Annotated in this window: 2 protein-coding genes (1 of these 2 running past the window's edge); both read right to left on the minus strand. The window is 72.6% G+C overall.

The genetic code is table 11. The features are described from left to right. Positions 1-8,299 carry the 5' portion of an amino acid adenylation domain-containing protein gene (locus ACLJPX_RS06800; protein WP_410599258.1) on the minus strand. Its footprint begins 5,033 nt before the window's first position, so 8,299 of the gene's 13,332 nt are visible here — the first part of the coding sequence; it begins with the start codon at positions 8,297-8,299; the stop codon falls past the left edge of the window. After that, positions 8,296-24,072 (minus strand): amino acid adenylation domain-containing protein, encoded by a 15,777-nt coding sequence (locus tag ACLJPX_RS06805; RefSeq protein ID WP_410599259.1) that lies wholly within the window; start codon positions 24,070-24,072, stop codon positions 8,296-8,298. Before ACLJPX_RS06805 ends, ACLJPX_RS06800 begins: the two co-directional genes overlap by 4 nt. Positions 24,073-24,077 lie beyond the last annotated feature (5 nt).

Raw genomic sequence — 24,077 nt, forward strand, 5'->3', positions numbered from 1 at the left:
CGAGGTAGAGCTCGCCCGCCACGCCGGGCGCGACCGGACGGAGCGCCGCGTCGAGCACGTAGGTCCGGGTGTTCCACACCGGTCGGCCGATCGGCACCGGCCGGGTGCCGTCCTCGCCCGCGGTGTCCCACGCCGTGACGTCGACGGCGGCTTCCGTCGGACCGTAGAGGTTGTGCACGGCCACGCCGAGCACTTCCCTGGCCCGCAACGCCAGGTCCGGCGGCAGCGCCTCACCGCTGCAGATGACCGTGCCCAGGCTCAGCCCGGCCGCGGCGGGTTCCGCCACGAAGGCCGCCAGCATCGACGGGACGAAGTGGACGGTGTCGACCTTCGCGGAACCGATGATCTCCGCCAGCCGCACCGGATCGCGGTGCGCGTCCGGCTCGGCGATCACCAGGGTGCCGCCGGTGATCGACGGCAGGAACAGTTCCCAGACGGAGACGTCGAACGACGCCGGGGTCTTCTGCAGGGTCCGGGTGTCCGGGCCGAACCCGTACTCCCGCGCCATCCAGAGCAACCGGTTGACGATCGCCGCGTGCCCGACCGCCACGCCCTTCGGCCGTCCGGTCGAACCGGAGGTGTAGAGGACGTAGGCCGTGCTGTCCGGCAGGACGTCGACCGGGGTGAAACCACCGGAACCGTCCACTTCGGACAGCCACTCCGGCGTGACGGTGATCGCGGGCCGCGTGTCTTCGAGCAGGAACTCGATCCGTTCGGCGGGCAGGTCCGGGTCGACCGGGACGTACGCCGCGCCACAGGCCTGCACCGCGTGCAGCACCGCGACGAGATCCGCCGACCGCGGCAGCGACACCGCCACGACGTCGTCCGGGCGGACCCCCTGCCCCTGCAAGGACGCCGCCAGCTCACGGACCCGGCGGGAGAACCTGGCGTAGGACCATTCGTCGTCACCCTCGATCACCGCGATCGCGTGCGGCGTGCGAAGGGCCTGTGCGGCGAACAGGTCGGGCAGCGTGGTGCGTGGCAGGTCGTGCGCGGTGTCGTTCCAGTCGTGCAGCACCGACCGGCGTTCGGCTTCGGTCAGGAAGTCGCTCCGGTTGACACCGTCCTCGACGAGCCACTCCGCGATCGTCCGCAGCCGCGCCGCGAGCCGTGTGACGTCCTTGCGGTGGCGCAAGGTCAGCGAAAGGACTTCGCCCGGAGCCACGAGCACGGTCAGCGGGTAGTGCGTGTCGTCCCGTTCGGCCAGTTCCGCGACGGTCAGGCCGGAGCGGCGTTCGGCGTCGGCGAGCGCGTCGTCGTCGACCGGGTAGCTCTCGAACACCAGCAGCGTGTCGAACAGTTCGCCGGTTCCGGCGGCGCGCTGGATGTCGGCGAGCCCGGCGTGCTGGTGATCCAGCAGCCGCGCCTGTTCGGCCTGGATCCGCGCCGGCAGCGCGGCCGCGGGTTCCTCCGGGCGCAGCCGCACCCGGACCGGCACGGTGTTGATGAACAGCCCGACCATCCGCTCTGCGTCGTCGAGATCGGCGGGCCTGCCGTGCACGGTGGTCCCGAACACGATGTCGGAACGGCCGGTCTCGGCGGCCAGGGTGAGCGCCCAGAGGACCTGGACGACGGTGTTGAGCGTGAGCCCTCGTTCGCGGGCCAGTTCCGCCAGTCCCGCCGGGAGGTCGACGACGAGCTCCCGGGCGGGCCCGTCGGCCGGGCCGATCAGTGTCGGTCCGTCCACATCGGACAGATTGGCGCGCCAGGCCTGTTCGGTGGCGTCCCGGTCCTGGCGGTCCAGCCAGTCCAGGTACCGGGCGTAGTCCGCGGCGGGCGGCAGTGCGGCGGTGTCCCCGCCCGCGGCGTAGAGCAGGAACAGCTCGCGGCCGAACAGCGGACCGGACCAGCCGTCCATCAGGATGTGATGGTGGGTCAGCACGAAACGGTGCGTTCCGTCGGCGAAACGCACGCAGGTGGCCCGCATCAACGGCGGGACGGCCAGGTCGAAGCCGGTCGCCCGGTCCTCTTCCAGCAGCCGCGCGAAGCCGGGTTCGTCAAGGTCCCGTTCGCGCCACGGCAGTTCGGCCCGGTCCGGCACGAACTGCACCGGCCGGGAGGTCTCGCTGAAGGTGAACCCGGCCCGCAGGTTCGGGTAGCGCTCCAGCATCGCGTGCAGGCAGCGGCGCAGCAGCGCCGGGTCGAGTGATCCGGTGAGGGTGAACACCTGCTGCACGAGGTAGCCGCCGGGTTCGAGCTGGTCGAGGTAGAGCAGCCCTTCCTGCAGTGGCGCGAGCGGGCGCGTGTCGCCGGACTCGAGGCCCCGGACCGGTTCCGCGACCGGGGCGAGCGGTTCGGCCGCGGCGGCGAGGTCGGTGATCGTCTGGTGCTCGAACACCTGACGGGCGGTGATCTTCCAGCCCGCGCTCCGGAGCCGGGACACGACCTGGATGGAGGAGATGCTGTCGCCGCCGAGGGCGAAGAAGCCCGCGTCCGCGCCGACCTCGCCGAGGCCGAGCACGGCACGGAACGCGGCGGCGACGGCCTGTTCGGCCTCGGTTTCCGCCGCGCGGCCCGCGGTTTCCGGCGGGGCGGCCCAGTCCGCGGTGGCGAGCACGCGCCGGTCGATCTTGCCGCTCGCGGTGAGCGGCAGACCGCTCAACGACACGACCGCGGCGGGCACGAGGTATTCGGGCAGCACCGCGCCCAGGCGGCGGCGCAGTTCGGTGCCGTCGAGTCCTTCGCCGGTGGGGACGACGTAGCCGACGAGCCGCCGCGGTCCGGCGTCCGCGCGGGCGACGACGGCCGCCAGCGAGACCTCGGGAAGAGCGGTCAGCGCGGCCTCGACCTCGGCCGGTTCGATCCGGAAACCCCGGATCTTCAGCTGCGTGTCGACGCGGCCCAGGAACTCCAGGTCGCCGTCTCCGGTCCAGCGGACCCGGTCTCCGGTGCGGTACATGCGGCCGCCGCCGAACGGGTTCGCCACGAACCGCTCCGCCGTCGCTCCCGGCGCGTTCCAGTAGCAGGACGCGACCGCGTTCCCGCCGACGTAGAGCTCGCCCTGATGCGCCGGGCGCAGCCTGTCGTCGAGGACGTACAGGGTCCGGCCGGTGTCCGGCCGTCCGATGAGGACACGGCCGTCGAAGGGCTCCGGGCACTTCCACACCGTCGCGTTCACGGTGGTCTCGGTGGGCCCGTAGGCGTTGAACAGCCGGCGTCCGGGTGCCCAGCGCGCCACCAGCTCCGCCGGGACCTCGTCGGAGCCGACCACCACGGTCGTCGTCGCGGGCAGCGAGCCGGGCGGCAGCGCCTCCAGCGCGGCGGGCGGCAAGTCGACATGCGTCAGGTCGTGACGCCGTGCGAAATCGCCCAACGCCGCGCCGAGCCGCTCTCCCTCGGCGGGGATGTACAGCGTTCCCCCCGACAGCACGGACATCGCCAGTTCTTCGAGGTAGACGTCGAACGCGGGCGAGGTGAACTGCAGGACCCGCGCGCCGGGCCCCGCCCCGTAGGTGGTCAGCGCGGTGTGGACGAGGCTTTCGACACCCGCGCCGGAGACCAGGACACCCTTGGGGCGGCCGGTCGAGCCGGACGTGTAGATCAGGTACGCGGCGGCCGTGGCCGGGCTCGACGGCCCGATCCCGCGCGCGCCGTCGGCGGTGATCTCGGCGATCGGGAGTGCGTCGGCGACGATCTCGTCGCGCCGGGCGGCGGGGGCGTCGGAGGCCAGCGGCAGGTAGGTGGCGCCGGTCTTGGCCACCGCCAGGAACGCGACGACGGCGTCGATACCGCGTTCCAGCCGGACGAGCACCCGCTCACCGGGTCCAGCGCCGAGCTCGCTCAGCGCCGTCGCGAGCTCGGTCGACCGCGTGTCCAGTTCCCGGTAGGTCAGGGCGAAGTTTCCCTCCACCGCAAGCGTTTCCGGGTACCGGGACACGGCGTCGGCGAACAGCCCGGCGATACCGCGTTCGCCGGGAGCGGCCGCTCCCCTGCCGTTTTCGAACAGCTTGTCGCGTTCCGACGTCGACAGCAGTTCCACCGACGTGATCGGCCGGTCCGGGTCGGCGGCCACTTCGGTGAGCAACCGGACGAGCCCGTCGGCGAGCCGCCGCGCGGCGGCCGGGGTGAACAGGTCGGTGCGGTGGAGCACGGCGCCGAGGACGCGGTCCTGCCCGAGGGCGACGAACTCGAAGTCGAGGTCGAACTTGGCCACCGGCATCGCGAACAGATGCGGCGCGACGGTCAGTTTCCCGTGCTGTTCGGCCTCGGTCTCGGCGTGCTGATACGCCACGCCCACCTGGAACAGCGGGTGGTGCGCCGTCGAACGCTGCGGGTGCAGCTGGTCGACGAGGCGGTCGAACGGCAGGTCCTGATGGTCGAACGCGGCCAGGTCCGTTTCGCGCACGCGGTCGAGCAGGGCCCGGAACGTCGGCCGCCCGCCGACCCCGGTCCGCAGGACGATCGTGTTGGTGAAGAACCCGACGAGCTCGTCCAGCGCGCTGTCCGACCGGCCGGCGACCTGCGTCCCCAGCGGGATGTCGTCACCGGCGCCGGTCAGGTGCAGCAGCGCGGCCACGGCCGCCTGCGCGAGCATGAACTGGGTGACGCCGGTCTGGGCGGCCAGTTCGCGCAGCCTCGCGGTCACCCCGGCGGGGAGTTCGAACTCGGCCGCGCCACCGTGCTGACCGGCCACCGGCGGCCGCGGCAGATCCGCGGGCAGCTCCAGCAGTTCGGGCAGTCCGGCCAGTTCCTTCAGCCAGAACTCGGCGGACGGCAGGTTCTTTTCCTGCCACAGCGCGAAGTCCGCGTACTGCACGGGCAGCGGCGCCCACTGCGGGGCGACACCGTCGAGCCGGGACTCGTAGGCGGCGAACAGATCACGGCGCAGCGGGTGCGAAGACCACTCGTCGCCCGCGATGTGGTGCAGCAGCAGGACGAGGACGTGGTCGTCCGGCCCGAGCCGCAGCACTGACGGCCGGATCGGCGGTTCCTCGGCCAGGTCGAAGGCGTACCCGATCGCCTCGGCGATCTGGTCCGGCAGTTCGTCCTCGGTGACGTCGGTGACCGGGCAGGCGATCGCGACCTCGCCCAGGATCCGCTGGAACGGCACGCCGTCGCGGTCGGGATAGACGGTGCGCAGGATCTCGTGCCGCGCGACGAGGTCACCCAGCGCGGCCCTCAGCGCGCCGACGTCGAGCGGTCCGCCGATCCGCCACACGAGCGGCAGGTTGTAGGTGGCGTTGGGTCCGTCGACACGGTGCAGGAACCACAGCTGCCGCTGGGACGCCGAAAGCGGCGGGAACTCCGGCCGCGGCGCGGGCACAAGAGCGGGCCGAGCCGCGACAGCGTCCGCCAGCGCCGCCGCGAGGGCGGCCGGGGTCGGGTTGTCGAACACCGTGCGCGGGGACAGTTCGATCCGCAGGGCGGACTTGAGCCCGGCGACGAGCTTGATCGCGAGCAGGGAATGCCCGCCCAGCGCGAAGAAGTCCTCGTCGGTGAAGACACGAGGACGGCCGAGCACGGCGGCGAACCGTTCGGTGATCAGCTGTTCGGCCGCGGTCCTCGGCTCACGCCGCACGCCGGTCGAGGAGCGCCCCGGCTCGGGCAGCGCGGCCTGGTCGAGCTTGCCGTTCGCCGTGACGGGCAGGGTGTCCAGCGCGACGATCGCCGAAGGCACCAGGTACGACGGCACCGCGCGCACCAGTTCCGCGCGGACGGCGGCGGTGTCGACCGTCCGCGGCGTCACGTAACCGAGGAGTTCGCCGGACCGGACGATCACCGCCGAACTGTCCACTTCGGACACCAGCGACAGCGCGTGCTCGATCTCGCCCAGTTCGACCCGGACACCGCGGATCTTGACCTGTTGATCGGTGCGGCCGAGGTAGGCGAGGCTCCCGTCGGTGTTCCACGCGGCGAGGTCGCCGGTGCGGTACATGCGGTCACCGGCCGCGCCGAAGGGATCGGCGACGAAACGCCGAGCGGTGAGCGCGGGGGCGCCGTGATAGCCGATCGCCAGCTGCGGCCCGGCGAGGTACAGCTCTCCCGGTTCCCCGGGCGCCACCGGGCGCAGGCCCGCGTCGAGCACGTAGGCGCGGGTGTTCCAGGTCGGCGTGCCGATCGGGACCGGACGGCCGCCGTCCTCGCCCGCGGTGTCCCAGACCGTCAGGTCGACCGCGGTTTCGGTCGGGCCGTAGGTGTTGACCAGGCTCGCGCCGGGCAGCAGTTCGCGGACGCGCAGCATCTGGTCGATCTGGATCGCCTCGCCGCCGACGATCACCACCCGCAGCGACGTGACACCGGCCGCGGCCGGTTCGGCGAGGAACACGCTCAGCATCGACGGCACGAATTCGAGGATGGTGACGTTCTCGCGCGTCACCAGTTCGGCCAGGTACGCGGGATCGCGGTGACCGTCGGGCCGGGCGATCACCACCGGCTGCCCGGAGCAGGCGGGCCAGTTCATCTCGCCGACGAACACGTCGAAGGACACCGGCGCCTTGAACAGCAGCCTGTCCGCCGGTCCGGGCTCGACGGTCCCGAGGAACCACGCCATCCGGTTCGCGATCGCCCGATGGGAGACGACGACGCCCTTGGGGCGCCCCGTGGAGCCCGAGGTGTAGAGCACGTACGCGGGATGCGCGCCGGTGACCGGGGTCCGCGCGGTGACCGGTTCGGCTTCCGTGGCCAGGAGTTCGGGTGTCGCGACCACGGCGGCGCCGGAATCCTCGATGAGGAACCGGATCCGCTGTTCGGGCAGTCCCGGGTCGACCGCCAGGAACGCGGCGCCGAGCCGGTGGACGGCGTACACGGCCGCGATCAGCTCGGCCGACCGCGGCAGGACGAGGGCGACCAGGTCGCCCGGCGCCACTCCGTGCGCGGCGAGTGCCCCGGCGTACCGCGCGACCAGACCGTCCAGATCGGCGAACGTCCAGCGCGCGTCCTCCGCGATGACCGCGAGCGCGTCCGGCGTCCGGCGCACCCGCTCCGCGAACTGCTCGGGCAGCGTCCCGGCGGGCACGGCGTGCCCGGTGTCGTTCCAGTCGCGCACCACGGTCGCCACGACGTCGGCGGGCAGCAGCGGCAGGCGGCCGACGGGACGGTCGGCGTCGTCGGCGAATCCCAGCAGGGTGGTCACGAGGCCGCGCAGCAACACTTCGGCCCGGGCCGCGGGCACGACGTCGGCACGGTGCGCGAGCCCGAGCGTCAGCCGGGGGCCGGGGACCACGGTGAGGGTCACCGGGTAGTGCGCGGCGTCGGTGGTGGCGACGGACCGGACGTCCAGCCCGGCTTCCCGCTGACCGCGGGCCAGCGCCTCTTCGTCGACCGGGTAGCTCTCGAACACCAGCAGGCTGTCGAAGAGATCCCGGCCGCCCGCGAGCTGCTGGATCTCGGTCAGGCCGAGGTGCTGGTGCTCCAGGAGATCCGCCTGCCCGGACTGCACCCGGCTCAGGAAGTCGCGGGCGCTCTCGGCGGGGTTCGTGGTGATCCGGGCGGGCACGGTGTTGATGAACAGGCCCACCATCTCGTGCGCGCCCGGCAGGTCGGCGGGACGGCCGTGCACGGTGACGCCGAAGACGACGTCCGCGCGGCCGGTGGCCCGGCCGAGGACGAGACCCCATCCGGCCTGCACGAGGGTGTTGAGCGTGATCCCGCGCGCCCGGGCGAACGCCACCAGCCGTTCGGTGTCCTCTGTGGACAGAGAATGGTCGAGCTGTTCCGGCACGACGGAACCCGAGGTGTTCGGCGCGAGCAGGGTCGGACCGTCCACATCGGACAGCGCGGCTCGCCAGGCCGCGCGGGCGGCGGCCTTGTCCTGGGCGTTGAGCCAGGCCAGGTAGTCGCGGTAGGGGCGCACCCTCGGCAGCACCGCGGGGTCGCCCGCGGCGGCGTAGAGGGCGAACAGGTCGCGGCCCAGCAGCGGTCCCGACCAGCCGTCCATCAGCAGGTGGTGATGCGTCAGCAGCAGGTGGTGCTCGTCCTCGCCCACGTGCACCAGGGTGAAGCGGATCAGCGGCGGGGTCTCGAGGTCGAACCGCGCCGCGCGGTCGGCTTCGGCGATCCGGCCCGCCTCGGCGCGGTCGGCCGCGTCGACCTCGGTGAAGGGCACCTCGACGCGGCGCAGCACCAGTTGCACCGGGCGTTCCACGCCGGTCGCGGTGAAGGCCACGCGAAGGTTCGCGTGGCGGTCCAGCAGGGCTTGCGCCGCCGCCCGCAGCGGGGCGGCGTCCACCGCCCCGCCCAGCTCGAAACGCAGCTGGACGGTGTAGACGTCCTGCTCCTCCCGGTCGAGGGAGGACAGGAAGAACAAGCCTTCCTGCAGCGGTGTGAGCGGGAGAACGTCCTCGAGTCCCCCGTGCGTCATGCTTTGCCCCATTTCGCTTCGAGCAGGTCGATCTGCTGCTGGCTCAGCGAGACCAGGCCGAAGTCGGACGAGGTGTGCCCGCCCGTCCCCGGTCCCGCGGTGTGGTCGGTGAGCGCGGCCAGCGCGTCGCACCACGCGTCGGCCAGCGCGAGGACGTCGGTCTCGGCGACCACGCCCGGTGCGTACGTCCAGTCGGCGGTCAGCTCGGGCCGTCCGTCGTGGTCGGTGACGACGACGGTGATCTCCAGCGCGTGCGCCATCGGCAGCGTGGGCTCGGTGGCCCCGTTCACCCCGGTGCCGCCGGGTGCCGTCTCCCACGGCTTCTCGGCTTCGGGGACGGCGAACCGGCCCAGGTAGTTGAAGCCGATCCGCGGTGTTTCGAGCACGGCGAGGCCGTCCCGCGCGGCCGGGTCGAGGTACCGCAGCACCCCGAACCCGAGGCCCTGCTCCCCCGGCACGGCGTGCAGTTGTTCCTTGACCGCCTTCAGCGCCTTGCCCGCCGCGCCGCCGCCGCGCAGGGCGTCGGAGACGTCGACGCCGTCGAGCCTCAACCGCACCGGGTACGCGCTGGTGAACCAGCCGACGGTGCCGGAAAGGTCGGCGCCGTCGAGGAGTTCGGTGCGGCCGTGGCCTTCCAGCTGGACCAGGAGGTCCCGCGGTCCCCGTTTCGCCGCCGCGAGGGCGAGCGCGGTGAGCAGGACGTCCTGGATCCCGGCGCCGTAGGCGGCCGGAACCGTGGTCAGCAACGGTTCGGTCTTGTCCGTCGTCAGGATCCTGCGGACCCGCTTGGCCGCGCCGACCCGGTCGCGTTCCGGTTCGGTCGTGCCGAGTCCGGGCTGGACCGGCGCGTCGGCCAGGGTTGCCCGCCAGTGCGGCAGTTCGTCCGCGAACTCGCCATCGGCGCCGGCTTCGGCGAGCCTGTGCGCCCAGGCACGGAACGACGTCCCGGGCGTGGTCTGCTCACCGGCGAGGGTGGCGGGCAGGATGCGCCAGCTGACGCCGTCAACCGCGAGGTGATGGATCAGCACCAGCAACCGGCCCGGCGCGGCGCCGTTGTCCTGCCAGACGAACCGCACCTGCCGCCCCGCCACGGGGTCGAGGGTTTCGGCGGCCGCCTTGACGTCCGGAGCGCCGAGCGAGAGGACGTCTGCGGCCTGGACCGCGCCGGGCGGGAGTACGTCCAGCGTCCAGTCGTCGTTCAGCTTGGCGCGCAGCATGTCGTGCCGGTCGAGGACGGCCTGGATCCGCTCGGTGAGGTGCTCCAGGGTGAGCCCCGGCGGCGTCACCAGCGTCTGCGCCTGGCTGAACCGGGCGATCGGGCCGTCCAGTTCGCGCAGCCAGTGCATCACCGGGGTGATCGGCGTCGGCCCGGTGGCCGCGATCTGTTCGGTGGCCACGGCTTCGGCCGGGGCGCGGGTGGCGGCCAGCGCGGCGAGGTTCGCCACCGTCTTGCGGTCGAAGATGTCCCGCGGCCGGATCTCCAGCCCCGCCGCGCGGGCCCGGCCGGACACCTGGATGGACAGGATGCTGTCCCCGCCGAGGGTGAAGTAGTCGTCGTCCAGCCCGACCGACGGCAGGCCGAGGACGCCCGCGACGATCCCGGCGAGCAGCCGTTCGGCGTCGGTGGCGCCGGTCAGGTCCCCGGTCGCGGCCGGTTCGGGCGGGGCGGGCAGCGCACGGCGGTCGAGTTTCCCTTGCGACGTCAGCGGAAGCTCCGGCAACGACACGAAGACCGCCGGCACCATGTGGTCCGGGAGCTTCGTCAGCGCCGCCGTCCGGACCTCGTCGAAATCCGGGTCACCCACGACGTAGGCGACGAGCCGGTTGGCGCCGCGGGCGTCCGGCAGTGCCAGGACCGCGACCCCGGCCACGCCGGGACAGCCGGACAGCACGGCTTCGACCTCGGCCAGTTCGATCCGGAACCCGCGTACCTTGACCTGGTGGTCGGCACGGCCGGCGTAGACCAGCGCGCCGTCGGCACGGCGGCGGGCGAGGTCCCCGGTGCGGTAGAGCCGTCCGGGGCCGAACGGGTTCGCGACGAACCGCGACGCCGTCAGCCCGGACTCGCCGAGGTACCCGCGCGCCAGCCCGGTCCCGGCCGCGTAGATCTCGCCGACGATGCCGGGCGGGACCGGCCGCAGCCGCCGGTCGAGCAGGTAGACGGCGGTGTTGTGCACGGGGCCGCCGATCGGCACCGCGCCCCGGTCCGGCTCGGGCCCGCATTCCCACAGCGTGATGTCCACCGTGGTCTCGGTGGGGCCGTAGGAGTTGAACAGCCGCCGGTGCGCGGCCCAGTCCGCGGCGAGCGCGGGCGGGCACGCCTCCCCCGCCACGATCACGACGAGGTCGGTGGGCACCTGTCCGGGCCGGATCGACGCGAGCGCCGCGGGCGGAAGCGTCGCGTGTGTGATGTCCTTTTTGGACAGGAATGTGGCCAGCGGATCGCCCGCGCGTTCGTCGTCGGGGACGATCACCAGGGTCGCGCCGGTGAGCACGCCCATGCACAGCTCCCACACCGACGTGTCGAAGCTGACCGACGCGAACTGAAGGACCCGGCTGCCCGGCCCGACGCCGAACGCTTCGACCATGGTGTGCGCCAGGCTGGCGACACCGGCGTGGCTCACCATCGTCCCTTTTGGACGGCCGGTCGAGCCGGAGGTGTAGATGATGTACGCCCCCGAGGCGGTCGAAACCGGCTCCGCAAGCGTATGCGTCCCGGCCGGGAGGGCGATTCCGTCCAGGATGAGCACCGGCTCGGAGTCGGCGATCATGGCGTCGATCCGCTCGGCCGGGTAGTTCGGGTCGAGCGGCAGGTAGACGCCGCCCGCCTTCTGGATCGCCAGCAGCGCCACGATCAGCTCCGCCGACCGCGGCAGGCGGACACCCACCACCGACTCCGGGCCGACACCGCGTCCGGCCAGCGAACGCGCCAGCTCCGTCGAACGGCGGTCCAGTTCGGCGTAGGTCAGCGAGGTGTCCCCGTCGACGACGGCCTCGTGATCCGGACCGGCCGCGGCGACGCGCGCGAACAACCCGGCGATGGTCAGGTCCGCGACCTCGTGCGCGGTGTCGTTGGCGGTCACCAGCAGTTCGTGCCGCTCGGCACCGGAAAGGACGTCGATGTCACCGACGGGCGCCCCGGGATCGGCGGCGAGTGCCCGGCAGATCCGGGTGAACCGCTCGGCGAGACGCTCGATCTCACCCGGTTCGAACGCGTTCTCCGCGTACTTCCACGTGACGCGCAGCCTGTCGCCGGGCTCGACGACGAGGGCGAGCGGGTAGTGCGTGTCGTCCGACGCCGTGACCGAACGAAGATCCAGTTCGCCCGAGGCGGCGCGCACGGATTCGCCGTCCAGCGGGTAGTTCTGGACCACCAGCAGGGTGTCGAACAGCTCGCCGGTGCCCGCGAACCGCTGGATCTCGCCGAGTCCCGCGTACTGGTGACCCAGCAGGGCGGCCTGCTCGGCCTGGACCCGGCCGAGCAGGTCCAGCAGCGGTTCGCCGTACCCGGTCCGGACGCGGACCGGGATCGTGTTGGCGAACAGGCCGATGCTGCCGTCCGCGCCGTCGACCTCGGCCGGGCGGCCGGAGACGACGGTGCCGAACACGACGTCCTCGCGGTCGGTGAGCCTGCCCAGCAGCAACCCCCACACGGCCTGGACCAGACTCGTCATGGTCAGCCCCGCGGCACGCAGGACTGCGACGAGTTCACTCGTCAGCGCTTCCGGCAAGGCGGACTCGTAGTGGCGCGAGATCCGGTCTCCGACGGCCGCGGGTGCGAGCAGCGCCGGTTCGTCGAAACCGTCGAGTGCGGTACGCCAAGCCTTTTCGGTGACCGTGGTGTCCCTGGTGGACAGCCAGGCGAGGTGGTCACGGAACGGCCGTGAAGCCCGCGCCGGTGCCGCGTCCCTGGTGTAGGCGTCGAGCAGGTCGCCGACGAGCAGCGGACCCGACCAGCCGTCGTAGAGCAGGTGGTGCGCGGTCAGCAGGAGAACCGCTCCCCCGCCGGGAAGGCGGATCAGGGTGAGCCGCAGCAGCGGTGGCTCACCGGGATCGAGTCGGTCCGCCAAGTCGGCCTCGGCCAGCGCGTCGACGTCACCGCTTTCGTGCTCGGCCCAGCGGGGCTCCAGCGCGGCCGGGACGAACTGGATCGGCACGCCCGCTTCCGTGTGACGGAAACCCGCGCGCAGGGCGGGATGCCGGGCGAGCAGCGCGGCGGCGGCCCGGCGCAGCCGCGGCCCGTCCACCTCGCCGTCGAAGTCCAGCCGGAGCTGCATCAGGTACGGATCCGGGCCGGTGGCCTCGAAATCGGTCAGGAACAGCAGTCCGGTCTGCAGCGGGGTGAGCGGCAGGACGTCCTCGACCGCGAGCAGAGCGTCCACTGTGTCCACATCGGACTGGGTCAGCTCGGCGAGCGGGAAGTCCGACGGCGTGTGGAACGGCTCCCGCACCGCTTCGACCAGTGCCGCGACGGCCTCCTGCCAGCGAGCGGCCAAGGCCCGGACCTCGGTCTCGCCGAGGATGTCCGGGACGAAGGCCCACGACGCGCGGACGACGTCCCCGTCGACGGCGGCGTTGATCTCCAGCGCCGCGGCGACCGCGGTGCCCGGATCGGCGTGGCCGCCCATCGGCTCGGCGGGCGTCCAGTCACCGTCGCCGCCGGTGAACCGGCCGAGGTAGTTGAAGCCCACCTCGGGTTCGGGCAGCCCCGGCACACGGTCGAGGTAGCGCAGCTTGCCGTACTGGAGACCGGCGAGGTCGCCGCCCGGCAGGCCGCGCAGCGCGGACTTGACGCCCTTGAGGGTGGCGACGGGATCGCCGCCCTCTTCGAGCGGCACGGGGTATCGCGAGGTGAACCAGCCGACCGTGCGCGAGATGTCCGGGCCGAGGTCCGCCCGGCCGTGGCCCTCCACGGCCACCAGCAGCGGTTGCCGCGCGGCCGTCACGAGCGCGGCCAGGAGGACGTCCTGCACGGTCCCGTGCGCGTGGACCGCCACGTCGGGAAGCCCCGCCCACGGCAGTTCGACCTCGAACTTCGCCGCCGTGGCGACAAGATCCGTCCCGGGATCGACGGGACGGCGACCGAGGCCCGGGAAGGGACGGTCCAGGAACGACCGCCAGGCCGCGGGGTCGGCGTCGATCCGGGTGGCTTCCCGCGCCCAGCGGGCGAAACTGCCACCGGTGGCGGCGGGGGCGCCCGCGAGGTCCTCCATGAGGATCCGCCAGGACACACCGTCGACCACGAGGTGGTTGGCCACCAGCAGGAGCCGCCGCCGGGAGGGGCTCCAGACCGTGCGCAGCAGGACACCGGCCACGGTGTCCAATTCGGACAGTGCGCGTTCGCGTTCTCCGGCCAGGTCTTCGACGACGCGGACGGCGGGAGCACCGGTGGCGCCGGGCACGAGACGTCCGTCTTCGGCGAGCCGGCTCCCCAGCTCCGGGTGCCGGGTGAAGAGGTCTTCGAGCTTGCGCTGGAGGCTCGCGGCGTCGAGGTCCTCCGGCGTGGTCAGGAGCAGCCATTGCGCGAAGCGGTCGAGGTCGCCACCGCGTTCGGCCGCCCACGCCATGATCGGCGTGCGGGCGATCTCGGCCGGTTCCGGTTCGGCCTGCCCGGATTCGACGAGGGCGCCGACGCGTTCGGCGAGTGCCAGCGGCGTGCCGAGTTCGACGACGTCCCGGGCGCGGACCGCCAGTCCGGCGGCCCTGGCCCGGCCCACCACGCGCAGGGACAGGATGCTGTCCCCGCCGAGACCGAAGAAGTGGTCCTGCTCGCCCACCGCCGGCAGGTCGAGAACCTCGGCGAAGATGTCCGCGAACAGCGCCGCGGTGGCGTTCCCGCTCGTGGACGCCGTGACCTCGGCTCGCGCGCCGGGTTCCGGCAGCGCCGCGCGGTCGAGCTTTCCGCTGGGGGTCAAGGGGAACTCGCCGAGCGGCACGATCACGTCCGGCACCATGTACGAAGGCAGGTGGTCCCGGCAATGCGCCAGCACCCGCTCGACGTCCACAGTGGACGACGCGGTGACGTAGCCGGTCAGCCCGCCCGGACGGGCGGCCACGGCGGCACCGGTGATCCCGGGGACGGCGCCGAGGACGTGTTCGATCTCGCCGAGTTCGATGCGGAATCCCCGCACCTTGACCTGGTGGTCGGCGCGGCCGAGGTAGTCGATCTGCCCGTCTTCGGTCCAGCGGGCGAGGTCGCCGGTGCGGTACATCCGGCCGCTGTGAAACGGGTTCGCCACGAACCGCTCCGCCGTCAGGCCGGGGCGGCCGAGGTAGCCGCGGGCCAGCCCGCCCGCCAGGTACAGCTCACCCGTGACGCCGGGCGGGACCGGGTTGAGATCGCGGTCCAGGACGTAGCACCGGCATCCGGCGAGCGGCGCGCCGATCAGCACGCGTTCGCCGTCGGCCACCGGCCAGCTGGTCGCGTACACCGTGGCCTCGGTCGGACCGTAGATGTTGAGCAGGCGCACGTCCGGGAGCGCGGTCCGGATGGAGCGCACCAGATCCGCGGACAGGGCCTCGCCCGCGAGGGCGAAGGTGCCGACCTCGAGACCGGACAGGTTCTGTTCGAAGACGCCCGCGATCGCCGAAGGCACCCCGCAGACCAGGCTCAGCCGGTCGCCGTCCGTCGCGTCGGCCAGCGAGAGGACGTCGGGGACGACGTCGATCCGACCGCCGCTGAGCAGTGGGGCGAAGATCTCGAAGACGGACACGTCGAAGGTGACCGGAGTCGCCGCGAGGACCCGCGACAGCCCCTCTTCGCCGAAGGTGGCGCGACCCCAATCGATCAGTCCGACGACGCTCTCGTGTTCGACGACCACGCCCTTGGGGCGGCCGGTCGAACCCGACGTGTAGATCACGTATGCCGCGTTTCCGGGCCGCACGGCGACGTCGGCGTCACCCGACGGCTCGAAACCGTCCAGTGACAGGTGCTCGAAGCCGTCGTAGAACGTGTCCGTGGTCAGCACGAGGGCGGGCCGCGCCTCGGTGAGGACGCCCGTCACGCGTTCGGCCGGGTGGCCGAGGTCGATCGGCAGGTAGGCGCCGCCCGCCTTGTGCACGGCGAGCATCGCGACGATCAGGTTCGCCGACCGCGGCAACGCCAGTGCGACGACGGATTCCGCGCCGACACCGCGATCGGTGAGCGCCCTGGCGAGACCGCGGGCCGCCGCGTCGAGCTCGGCATAGGTCAGGCTCGTGTGCTCGTCCGTGACGGCGATCGCGTCCGGCGTGCGACGGGCCTGCGCCCGGAACTCGTCGGCGAGAGTCCGTCCACCGTGGACCTCGCCGGTCTCGTTGAACGCGTGGACGACGAGGTCCCGCTCGGCGGCGTCGGCGATGCCGAGGCTGCCGACCGGAGCGGTCCCGTCGGCCACGACGTCGAGCAGGACCCGGACGAACCGGTCCAGCAGCACGGCCGCGTCATGCTCGCCGAAACTGGGCTGGAACTTCAGCCCGACGTACAGCCGCTCCTCGGGCGCGACGATCAAGGTGACCGGGTAGTGCGTGGCGTCCACCGGCGGCCCGCCGGTCACGCGGAGATCCCGGCCGGCGTCCCAGCTCGACGCCGCCGGGTAGTTCTCGACCACGAGCAGGGTGTCGAACAGCTCTCCGATCCCCGCCTCGCGCTGGATCTCGGCGAGTCCGATCTGGTGGTGGTCCAGCAGTTCCGCCTGCTCGTGCCGCACCCGCGAGAGCAGGGCGTCCACCGTTTCGCCCGGACGCGGCGAGATCCGCACCGGCAGGGTGTTGATGAACAGCCCGGCCATCTCGGTGCTGCCCGCCAGTTCCGCCGGGCGGCCGGAGACCGTGGTGCCGAACACGACGTCGGCCCGGCCGGTGAGCCTGCCCACCAGGATCGCCCAGGCGACCTGGACCAGGGTGTTCACCGTGCAGCCGAGAACACGGGCGCGCTCCGCCACCGACGCGGTCACGTCGGCGTCGAGTTCACGGTGGAGGTGTTCCGGCCAGCGCGGCTCACCGGAGCCGGGGGCGAGCAGCGTCGGCTCGTCCAGCCCGGCCAGTGCGGCGGCCCAGGCGGCGCGATCCGCGTCCTTGTCCACTGTGGACAGCCAGGTCAGCTGATCGCGGTGCGGGCGCCGCACCGGCGCCCCGGCCCCGCCGTACGTGGCGAGCAGTTCCCGAGCCAGCGACAGGGAGGACCAGCCGTCCAGCAGGACGTGATGGTGACAGATGAGCAGGCGATGATGCCCCGGCCCGCCCCGCAACAGGGCGAACCGGATCAGCGGAGCCCGGTTCAGGTCGAACCGCTCGCGGCGGAACCGCTCGACGGCCTCCTCGGTGAGCGGTCCTTCTTCCCACGCCAGCGCGGGTTCGGGCAGGACCACCTGGACGGGATCACCGTCGGCCCGCAGCCGGAATTCCACGCGCAGCGCGGAGTTCCGCAGCACCAGCTGCTCGGCGCACGCGCGCAGCCTGGCGGTGTCGAGCTCCCCGGCGAGGTCGAAGGACAGGAGCACGGTGTAGACGTCGGTCTCGGCGTCCTGGGCCAGCAGGCCTGCCTGCAGCGGGGTGATCGGCAGGATGTCCTCGACGTCGCCGAATTCGTCCACTTCGGACTGCGTGAGCGTGACCAGCGGGAAGTCGGACGGTGTATGGCCGCCACCTTCGGTCAGCGCGGTGATCGCGCGGCGCCAGGCGTCCAGCAGGGCGTCGATGGGCTCGCTGGACGACCAGCGCGCCTTGAGCACGCCGTCTTCGACCAAAGTGGACACTTCGATCGGATGCGACGCGGCCAGCTCCGGATCGGCGCCGCCCGCCAGGAAACCGAGACCGTCCACCGGGGTGAAGTCCCGGTCGTCCCGGACGGCCCGGCCGAGGTGGTTGACCAGGAACGGCCGCGGCGCGCCAGGGACGCGGTCGCGCAGCGGACCGTAGCCCGTGCCGCCGTCCGGGACCGCGGCGAGGGTTTCCTTGACCCGCTTGAGGATCTGTTCGGGAGTGCCGTCGAGGGACACCCGGACCGGGTACAGGCTGGTGAACCAGCCGACGGCGGAATCGGCGGCGCGCAGGCCGTCCCGGCCGTGCCCTTCGAGATCCGCCCGGAGTTCGCGCTCACCCCAGACCTCCCGGACGGCCAGCCCGAGCGCGGCGAGGAGGACTTCTCGCGTTCCGCTGTGGAACGTGCGCGGGATGTCGGTGACGACGGCCCGGGAAAGGTCTGCGGGCAGTTCGGTGACGACATGCCGGAGGTCACCGACGGTGCCCGTGCTCAGTTCGACGCTCGTCCCGGCCGCCATGTCGGTCCAGAACGCGGTCTGTGTCTCGTCCGCGGTCAGGGACGCCGCCCAGTCACGGGCCACGAAGTCACCCGGACGCGACGGCTCCCCTGCCCAGCCCGCGGCGAACTCGGCGCCGATGACCGGCCACGAAACGGCGTCGACCACCAGGTGGTGCGCCACCACCAGCAGCCGGTCCGGCAGGAAGTGGACACCACGCAGCACGACACCGGCGTAGGGGTCGAGCGCGGCGATCTCCCGCTCCAGCTCGGCTCGCGGGTCGGCCTCGGCGAGCACCGCGCGCAACGAGACCCTGGCCTCGTGGGGAGACCGGATCTCCAGCGTGTCACCGGTCAGCCGCGCCCGCAGGAAGTCGTGCCGGGCGACGAGCCTGGTGAACAGCCGCGCCAGGTCGCGGGTCTTCACCCCGGCCGGGACCCGGAGCAGGGTGGCCTGGCTGTACCGGTCGATCGGGCCGCCGCGCTCCAGCAGCCAGCGCAGCATCGGGGTCGGCGCCACCGGCCCGAGCCGTTCGGCCGCCGTGGCGGGGACGGCGCGGTCGTCGATCTCCCGGACCCGGGTGGCCAGTTCGGCCACGGTGCCCGCCTCGACGACGTCGCGCGGGGTGACGAGCAGCCCGGCCCGGCGCAGCGCCGCGACCAGGTGGATCGCGCTGATGCTGTCCCCGCCCGCGGTGAAGAACCCGGTGTCGGCACCGATTTCGCTCCGCCGCAGCACTTCCGCGAACGCGTCGGCGACGGCGGCTTCCCGCGCGTCGCGCGGCGCGATCGTGGCCACCGCGGTCTCCCCCGGCGGCTCCGGCAGCGCCGCGCGGTCCAGCTTTCCGTTGCGGTTCACCGGGAACGCGGCCAGCGGGACCAGCACCGACGGCACCATCGCCGCGGGCAGCGCGGCGGCCAGTCCGGCGAGCGCCGGAGCGGGATCCACGGTCGCGGGCACGCAGTAGGCGACGAGCCTGCCGTCACGGACCACGACCACCGCGCCGTCGACGCCGGGCCGGGCGACCAACCGTGCCTCGATCTCGCCCGGTTCGATGCGCTGGCCGCGGATCTTGACCTGATGGTCGGTGCGGCCGAGGTAGACGAGCGCGCCGTCCGGGCGCCGCCGCACGAGGTCGCCGGTCCGGTACATGCGGCCGCCGGACGGGCAGGCCACGAAGCGTTCGGCGCTGAGGCCCGGCCGGTCGCGGTAACCGCGCGCCAGCTGGACACCCGCGAGATACAGCTCGCCAGGCACCCCGGCCGGGACCGGGTTCAGCCTCGCGTCGAGCACGAGCACGCCGGTGTTCCAGACCGGGACGCCGATGGGCACCGGCGCCTCGCCGTCGGCGGTGTCCCATTCGGTGACGTCCACCGCGGCCTCGGTCGGACCGTAAAGGTTGTGCAGCGGCGCACGGAAGAGCGCCCCGGCCTTGGTGACCAGATCGGCGGGCAGTTCCTCGCCGCTGCACACCACGCGGCGCACCGAACCCAGGTCGTGCGGCACCCCGGCCGCCACGAACGCCGCCAGCATCGACGGGACGAAGTGGACGGTCGTCACCCGCTGGGCCTCGATCAGCGCGGCCAGACGGTCCGGATCGCGGTGGTCGCCCGGTTCCGCGACGACCAGCGCCGCCCCGGTGATCAGCGGCAGGAAGAACTCCCACACCGAGACGTCGAAGGTCGCCGGGGTCTTCTGCAGCACTCTGTCGCTTGTGTCGAAGCCGTAGCGGTCGGCCATCCACAGCAGCCGGTTGACGATGGCGCGGTGCTCCACCAGGACACCCTTGGGCCTGCCGGTCGAGCCGGAGGTGTAGATCAGGTAGGCGGCGTTGCCCTGGCCGATGTCGGCGGGCGCGAACCCGTCGCCGTCGGGCAGGTCGTCCGCCGAGACGACGGCGTCCGGTGACGCGTCGGCGAGCAGTTCGCGCACACGCTCGTCCGGCAGTTCCGGATCGACCGGCAGGTAGGCCGCCCCGGCACGCAGGACACCGACGAGGGCGACGACCAGATCGACCGAACGCGGCAGGACCACCGCGACGACCGATTCGGGACCCACTCCGCGGTCTCGCAACCCGGCGGCGAGCCGCGCGCTGCGCTCGTCCAGCTCCCGGTAGGTCAGCCGGCTTTCCCGGAACACCAGCGCTTCGCGGCCGGCATGGTCGGTGAAGGCCCGTTCCAGCAGCGCCGTCAGCGTGACCGGCGGGACGTCGTGCGCGGTGTCCGGACGGGTCAGTTCCGTGGGCAGCAGGACCCGCACGTCCGCGACGGGCTCGTCGGCCGAGGCGACCAGGTCGCCGAGGACCTGGACGAACCGGCCGGTGAAGAGGGCCGCCTCGTCGGCGTCGAACAGATCTTGTGCGAACTCGAGGAATCCGCTGAGCCCGTCACCGGTCTCGGTGACGTTGAGGGTGAGATCGAATTTGGCCGTACCGGTGGGGATCAGGTCCATCTCGGCGTCGAGCCCGGCGAACCCGCCGTCGCCGTCCGGCGTGTTCCGGTAGGCGAACAGCACCTGGAAGAGCGGATGCCTGCCCGGTGCGCGCGGCGGCGCCACCCGGTCGACGACCTGGTCGAACGGCACGCCGTCATGGGCGAGCGCGGCCAGGCCGGTCCGGCGGACCCGGGCCAGCAACTCGCGGAACGTCGGCCGCCCGGACAGATCCGCGCGCAGCACCACCGTGTTCACGAAGAACCCGACCAGCGGGTCCAGCGTTTCGGCGGGCCTGCCCGCCACCGGGACACCGATCGGGACGTCCGTACCCGCGCCGCAGCGCGAAAGCACGGTCGCCAGCGCCGCGTGGAGGACCATGAACACACTGGTGCCGGTCTCGGCCGCGAGTTCCCGGATCCGTTCGTGCAGGCCGTCCGCCAGATCCAGGTCCAGCACCAGGCCGAGGCCGCCCGGGTTGCCCGGCCGCGTCCGTCCACTGGGGACGGGAAGGTCTTCGGGCAGGCCGTCCAGCTCCGCCGCCCAGAAGTCCAGCTCGGCCGAGACGGGAAGTCCTTGGTGCCACAGGGTGTAGTCCGCGTACTGCACCGCCAGCGGAGTCCACTGTGGAGCGTGACCGGCCGAGCGAGCGGCGTACGCGGTTTCGAGGTCGGCGATCAGCGGTCGCAGCGACCATTCGTCGGTGGCGATGTGGTGCGTGGTCAGCACGAGCACGTGGTCCTCGGTCCCGAGGACGATCAGGGCCGCGCGGACCGGCGGCTCGGCGTCGAGGGCGAACGGGCGACGGCTGTGCTCGGCGATCACCGACGGCAGTTCGTCCACGGTGCTTTCCAGCACCTCGCAGACGGCCGACGACGGCGGCAAGACCTGTTGCCACGGCTCGCTTCCGTCGTCGTGGTAGACGGTACGCAGCGGTTCGTGCCTGGCGATCACGTCGTCGAGGGCCGCGACCAGCGCCCGGCGATCGAGCGGGCCACGCAGGCGCAGGCTCAGCGGCAGGTTGTAGGCGGCGCTGGAGGGTCCGGCGAGGGCCTGCAGCAGCCACATCCGGCGCTGCCCCGCGGAAAGCGGCAGCCGCTCGGGCCGGATCGCGACCGGGACGTCCGGCCGTGCCGGGGCGAGGTCGTCGAGACCGCGGATCAGCGCGGCGGGTGTCGGGGCGTCGAACACCGCGGCGATGGGGACGTCCACGCCGAATTCCGCGCCGAGACGGGCGCTCAGCCGCATGGCGAGCAGGGAATGCCCGCCGAACCGGAAGAAGTCGTCTCCGGGGCCGAAGCCCGGGACGCCGAGGACGTCGGCGAAGGCGCCGCAAAGCCGGGCGAGACGGGGGTCGGCGACAGCCTCGCCGGATCCGGTGTGGGTCCGGTTCGCCAGCGCCAGCCGGTCGACCTTTCCGTTGGGGGTCAACGGAAGCACGTCCACCGGCACGAGCAGGCCCGGCACCATGTAGTCCGGGAGCCGCCGCGCCAGTTCCGCGCGCAGGTCCCCGGTGTCGCCGGTCGGCACGAAGTACCCGGCGAGCCCCGCGCCCGCCGCCACGACAGCGCAGTGCCCGACGCCGGGAGCCTGCCCGAGAACGGCTTCGACCTCGCCGAGTTCGACTCGGAAACCGCGGACCTTCACCTGGTGGTCGGTCCGGCCCAGGCAGTCGAGTTCACCGGTTTCCGTCCACCGCGCGAGGTCGCCCGTGCGATACATCCGGCCGCCGTCGAAAGGGTTCGCGACGAACCGCGAGGCGGTCAGCCCGGGTCTGCCCAGGTAGCCCAGCGTGACCCCGGAGCCCGCCAGATAGAGCTCGCCCGTCGCGCCGGGCGGGACCGGCCGGAGCGCGGTGTCGAGGACATAGGCGTGGGTGTTGTGCAGGGGCCGCCCGATCAGCGGCCGGTCGGCGCCCGCCAGGTCGATTTCGTGCGCGGTGGACCAGATCGTCGTCTCGGTCGGTCCGTAGACGTTGGTGACGCCCGCTGTCGTCGCGCTCAGGGTGCGGGCCAGCGACGGCGGCAGCGCCTCGCCGCCGACCAGCGCGCGGACGCCGCGCAGGGCGAGCGGCGCGGATTCGGCGAGCGCCTGCCACAACGACGGCGTCGCCTGCATCGCGGTGATCCGTTCCCGGCCGAGCAACGCGCTCAACCGGGCCGGATCCCGCGTGTCCTCACGGCCCGCGAGCACGATTGTCGCGCCGTCGAGCAGGGGCAGGAACAGTTCCAGGGCGGCGATGTCGAAACTGACCGTCGTGACGGCCAGGAACCGGTCGGTGGCACGGAACGCGAACCGTTCGCGCAAGGAGGCGAGGAGGTTCGCCAGATTGCGCCGGGTGACGACGACACCTTTGGGACGTCCGGTCGAGCCGGACGTGTAGAGCACGTAGGCGGGCGCGTCGAGCGGCGGCTCCGGAAGCGGCGCCGGATCGGCGGGCAGGCCACCGGCGAGCCACGCGGGGTCGACCACCAGTGCCGGAGCGGCGTCCGCGAGCATGAATTCCACGCGTTCGGCGGGGAAATCGGGATCCAGCGGGAGATAGGCGGCGCCAGCCTCGAGCACCGCCAGCAGGGTCACGACGAGATCGACACCGCGCGGCAGCGCGACGGCGACCAGGTCCCCCGGCCGGACGCCCTCCGCGAGGAGCCGGGCGGCGAGTCTCCCGGACCGGTCGTGGACGTCGTCGTACGACAGGCGCGATCCCGCGTCCTGGAGGGCGATCCCGTCACCACCGGGTATCGCGCTCAAGACGTCGGATTCGTCGTGCGCTGTCTGCTCCGAGCGGCCGAGCGCGAGGACCCGGGATCGCTCCCCGACGCCCGTCACGTCGAACCGGCCCGACGGCAGATCCGGCGCGGACGAGGCCAATGCCTCCAGCACACCGACGAAGCGCCGAGCGTGGTCCTTCACTTCCTCGGCACTGTAGGCGGCCGGATTGGCATCGACGTCCAGCTCGATCCCGCCGGCACCCGGCAGGCCCTGCACGGTGAAGGTCAGGTCGTCGACCGGACCGGCCGCCAGGTAGTGCGTGGTGGCGGGCAAGCCGCCGAAGGAGAGGCCGGTGGCGAAGGGTTTGATGTTGATCCACGGCCCGACCAGCCGCCGCGAGCCGAGCCTGCCGAGGTCGCGGCGCAGATCCTCGCCGCGGTACCGGTGGTGCGGGCGGGTCAGCTTCAGTTCGGCGGTCACGGTCCTGACCAGGTCTTCCACCGTGGTCGACGCGGTGACCGGGATCCGCAGCGGTACCACGTTGACCGTGGTCGCCGGGATCCGCGCCGCCGGGCCGAGGCGGCCCATCACCGGCAGGCCGAGCACGATCTCGGGGGCGCCGGTGACGCGGTGCAGGTAGAGCCCGGTCGCCGCGATGACCAGTTCGGTCCAGCCGGTGCCGAGCCGCTTGGCCAGCGCGGAAAGCGCCTCGAAACCGGCCGCGTCCAGTCGCGTGCTCTCGCGCAGGAAATGGTGCGAGGCCGGGACCGGGGCCGCTGGGGAGACGACCTCGGGCAGATCCGCCAGCTTGTCCAGCCAGAACGCTCGGTCACGCTCGAACTTTTCGGACTCCCGGTAATTCTTCTCGTCGGCGAGGAGATCCGACACCGGTTTGAACGGGCTCGCGCTCAACGGCTCGCCCGCGACGAGGGCGGTGTAGATCGCCGCCACGCGCCGCTGGATCAGCCCGAAACCGTAGCCGTCGAGCAGGATGTGATGGCAGGCGAAGAACCAGAGGAAGTGGTCCTTCGCCCGCCGGTAGAGGATCTGTGTCACCAGCGGGCCCGTCGCGGGATCCCGCGCGATGGCGAGTTCCGCGCGCATCGAGGGAACCGGATCGCCGTCGGCGTCCACGATCCGGAGCTCCGGCGTGGCACCCGGCGTCCGCCAGGGCCCGGATCCGTCGTGTCCGAAAAGGACGGACAAACCGTCGGCCTCGGCGAGCGTCCGGTGCACCGCCTCCCGGAAGGCGGGGACGTCGAGTTCGCCCCGGATCTCCAGGTACTCGCCGGTGTTGTACGCCGGACTGGACTGATCGAGACGCTGCCCGAACCAGACGCCCTGCTGCGCCGCGGTCAGCGGGCTGCGGACGTCCTCGTGCGCCGATGACACAGTTG

This window comes from Amycolatopsis sp. lyj-90, assembly GCF_046549035.1.
Classification (GTDB): Bacteria; Actinomycetota; Actinomycetes; order Mycobacteriales; family Pseudonocardiaceae; genus Amycolatopsis.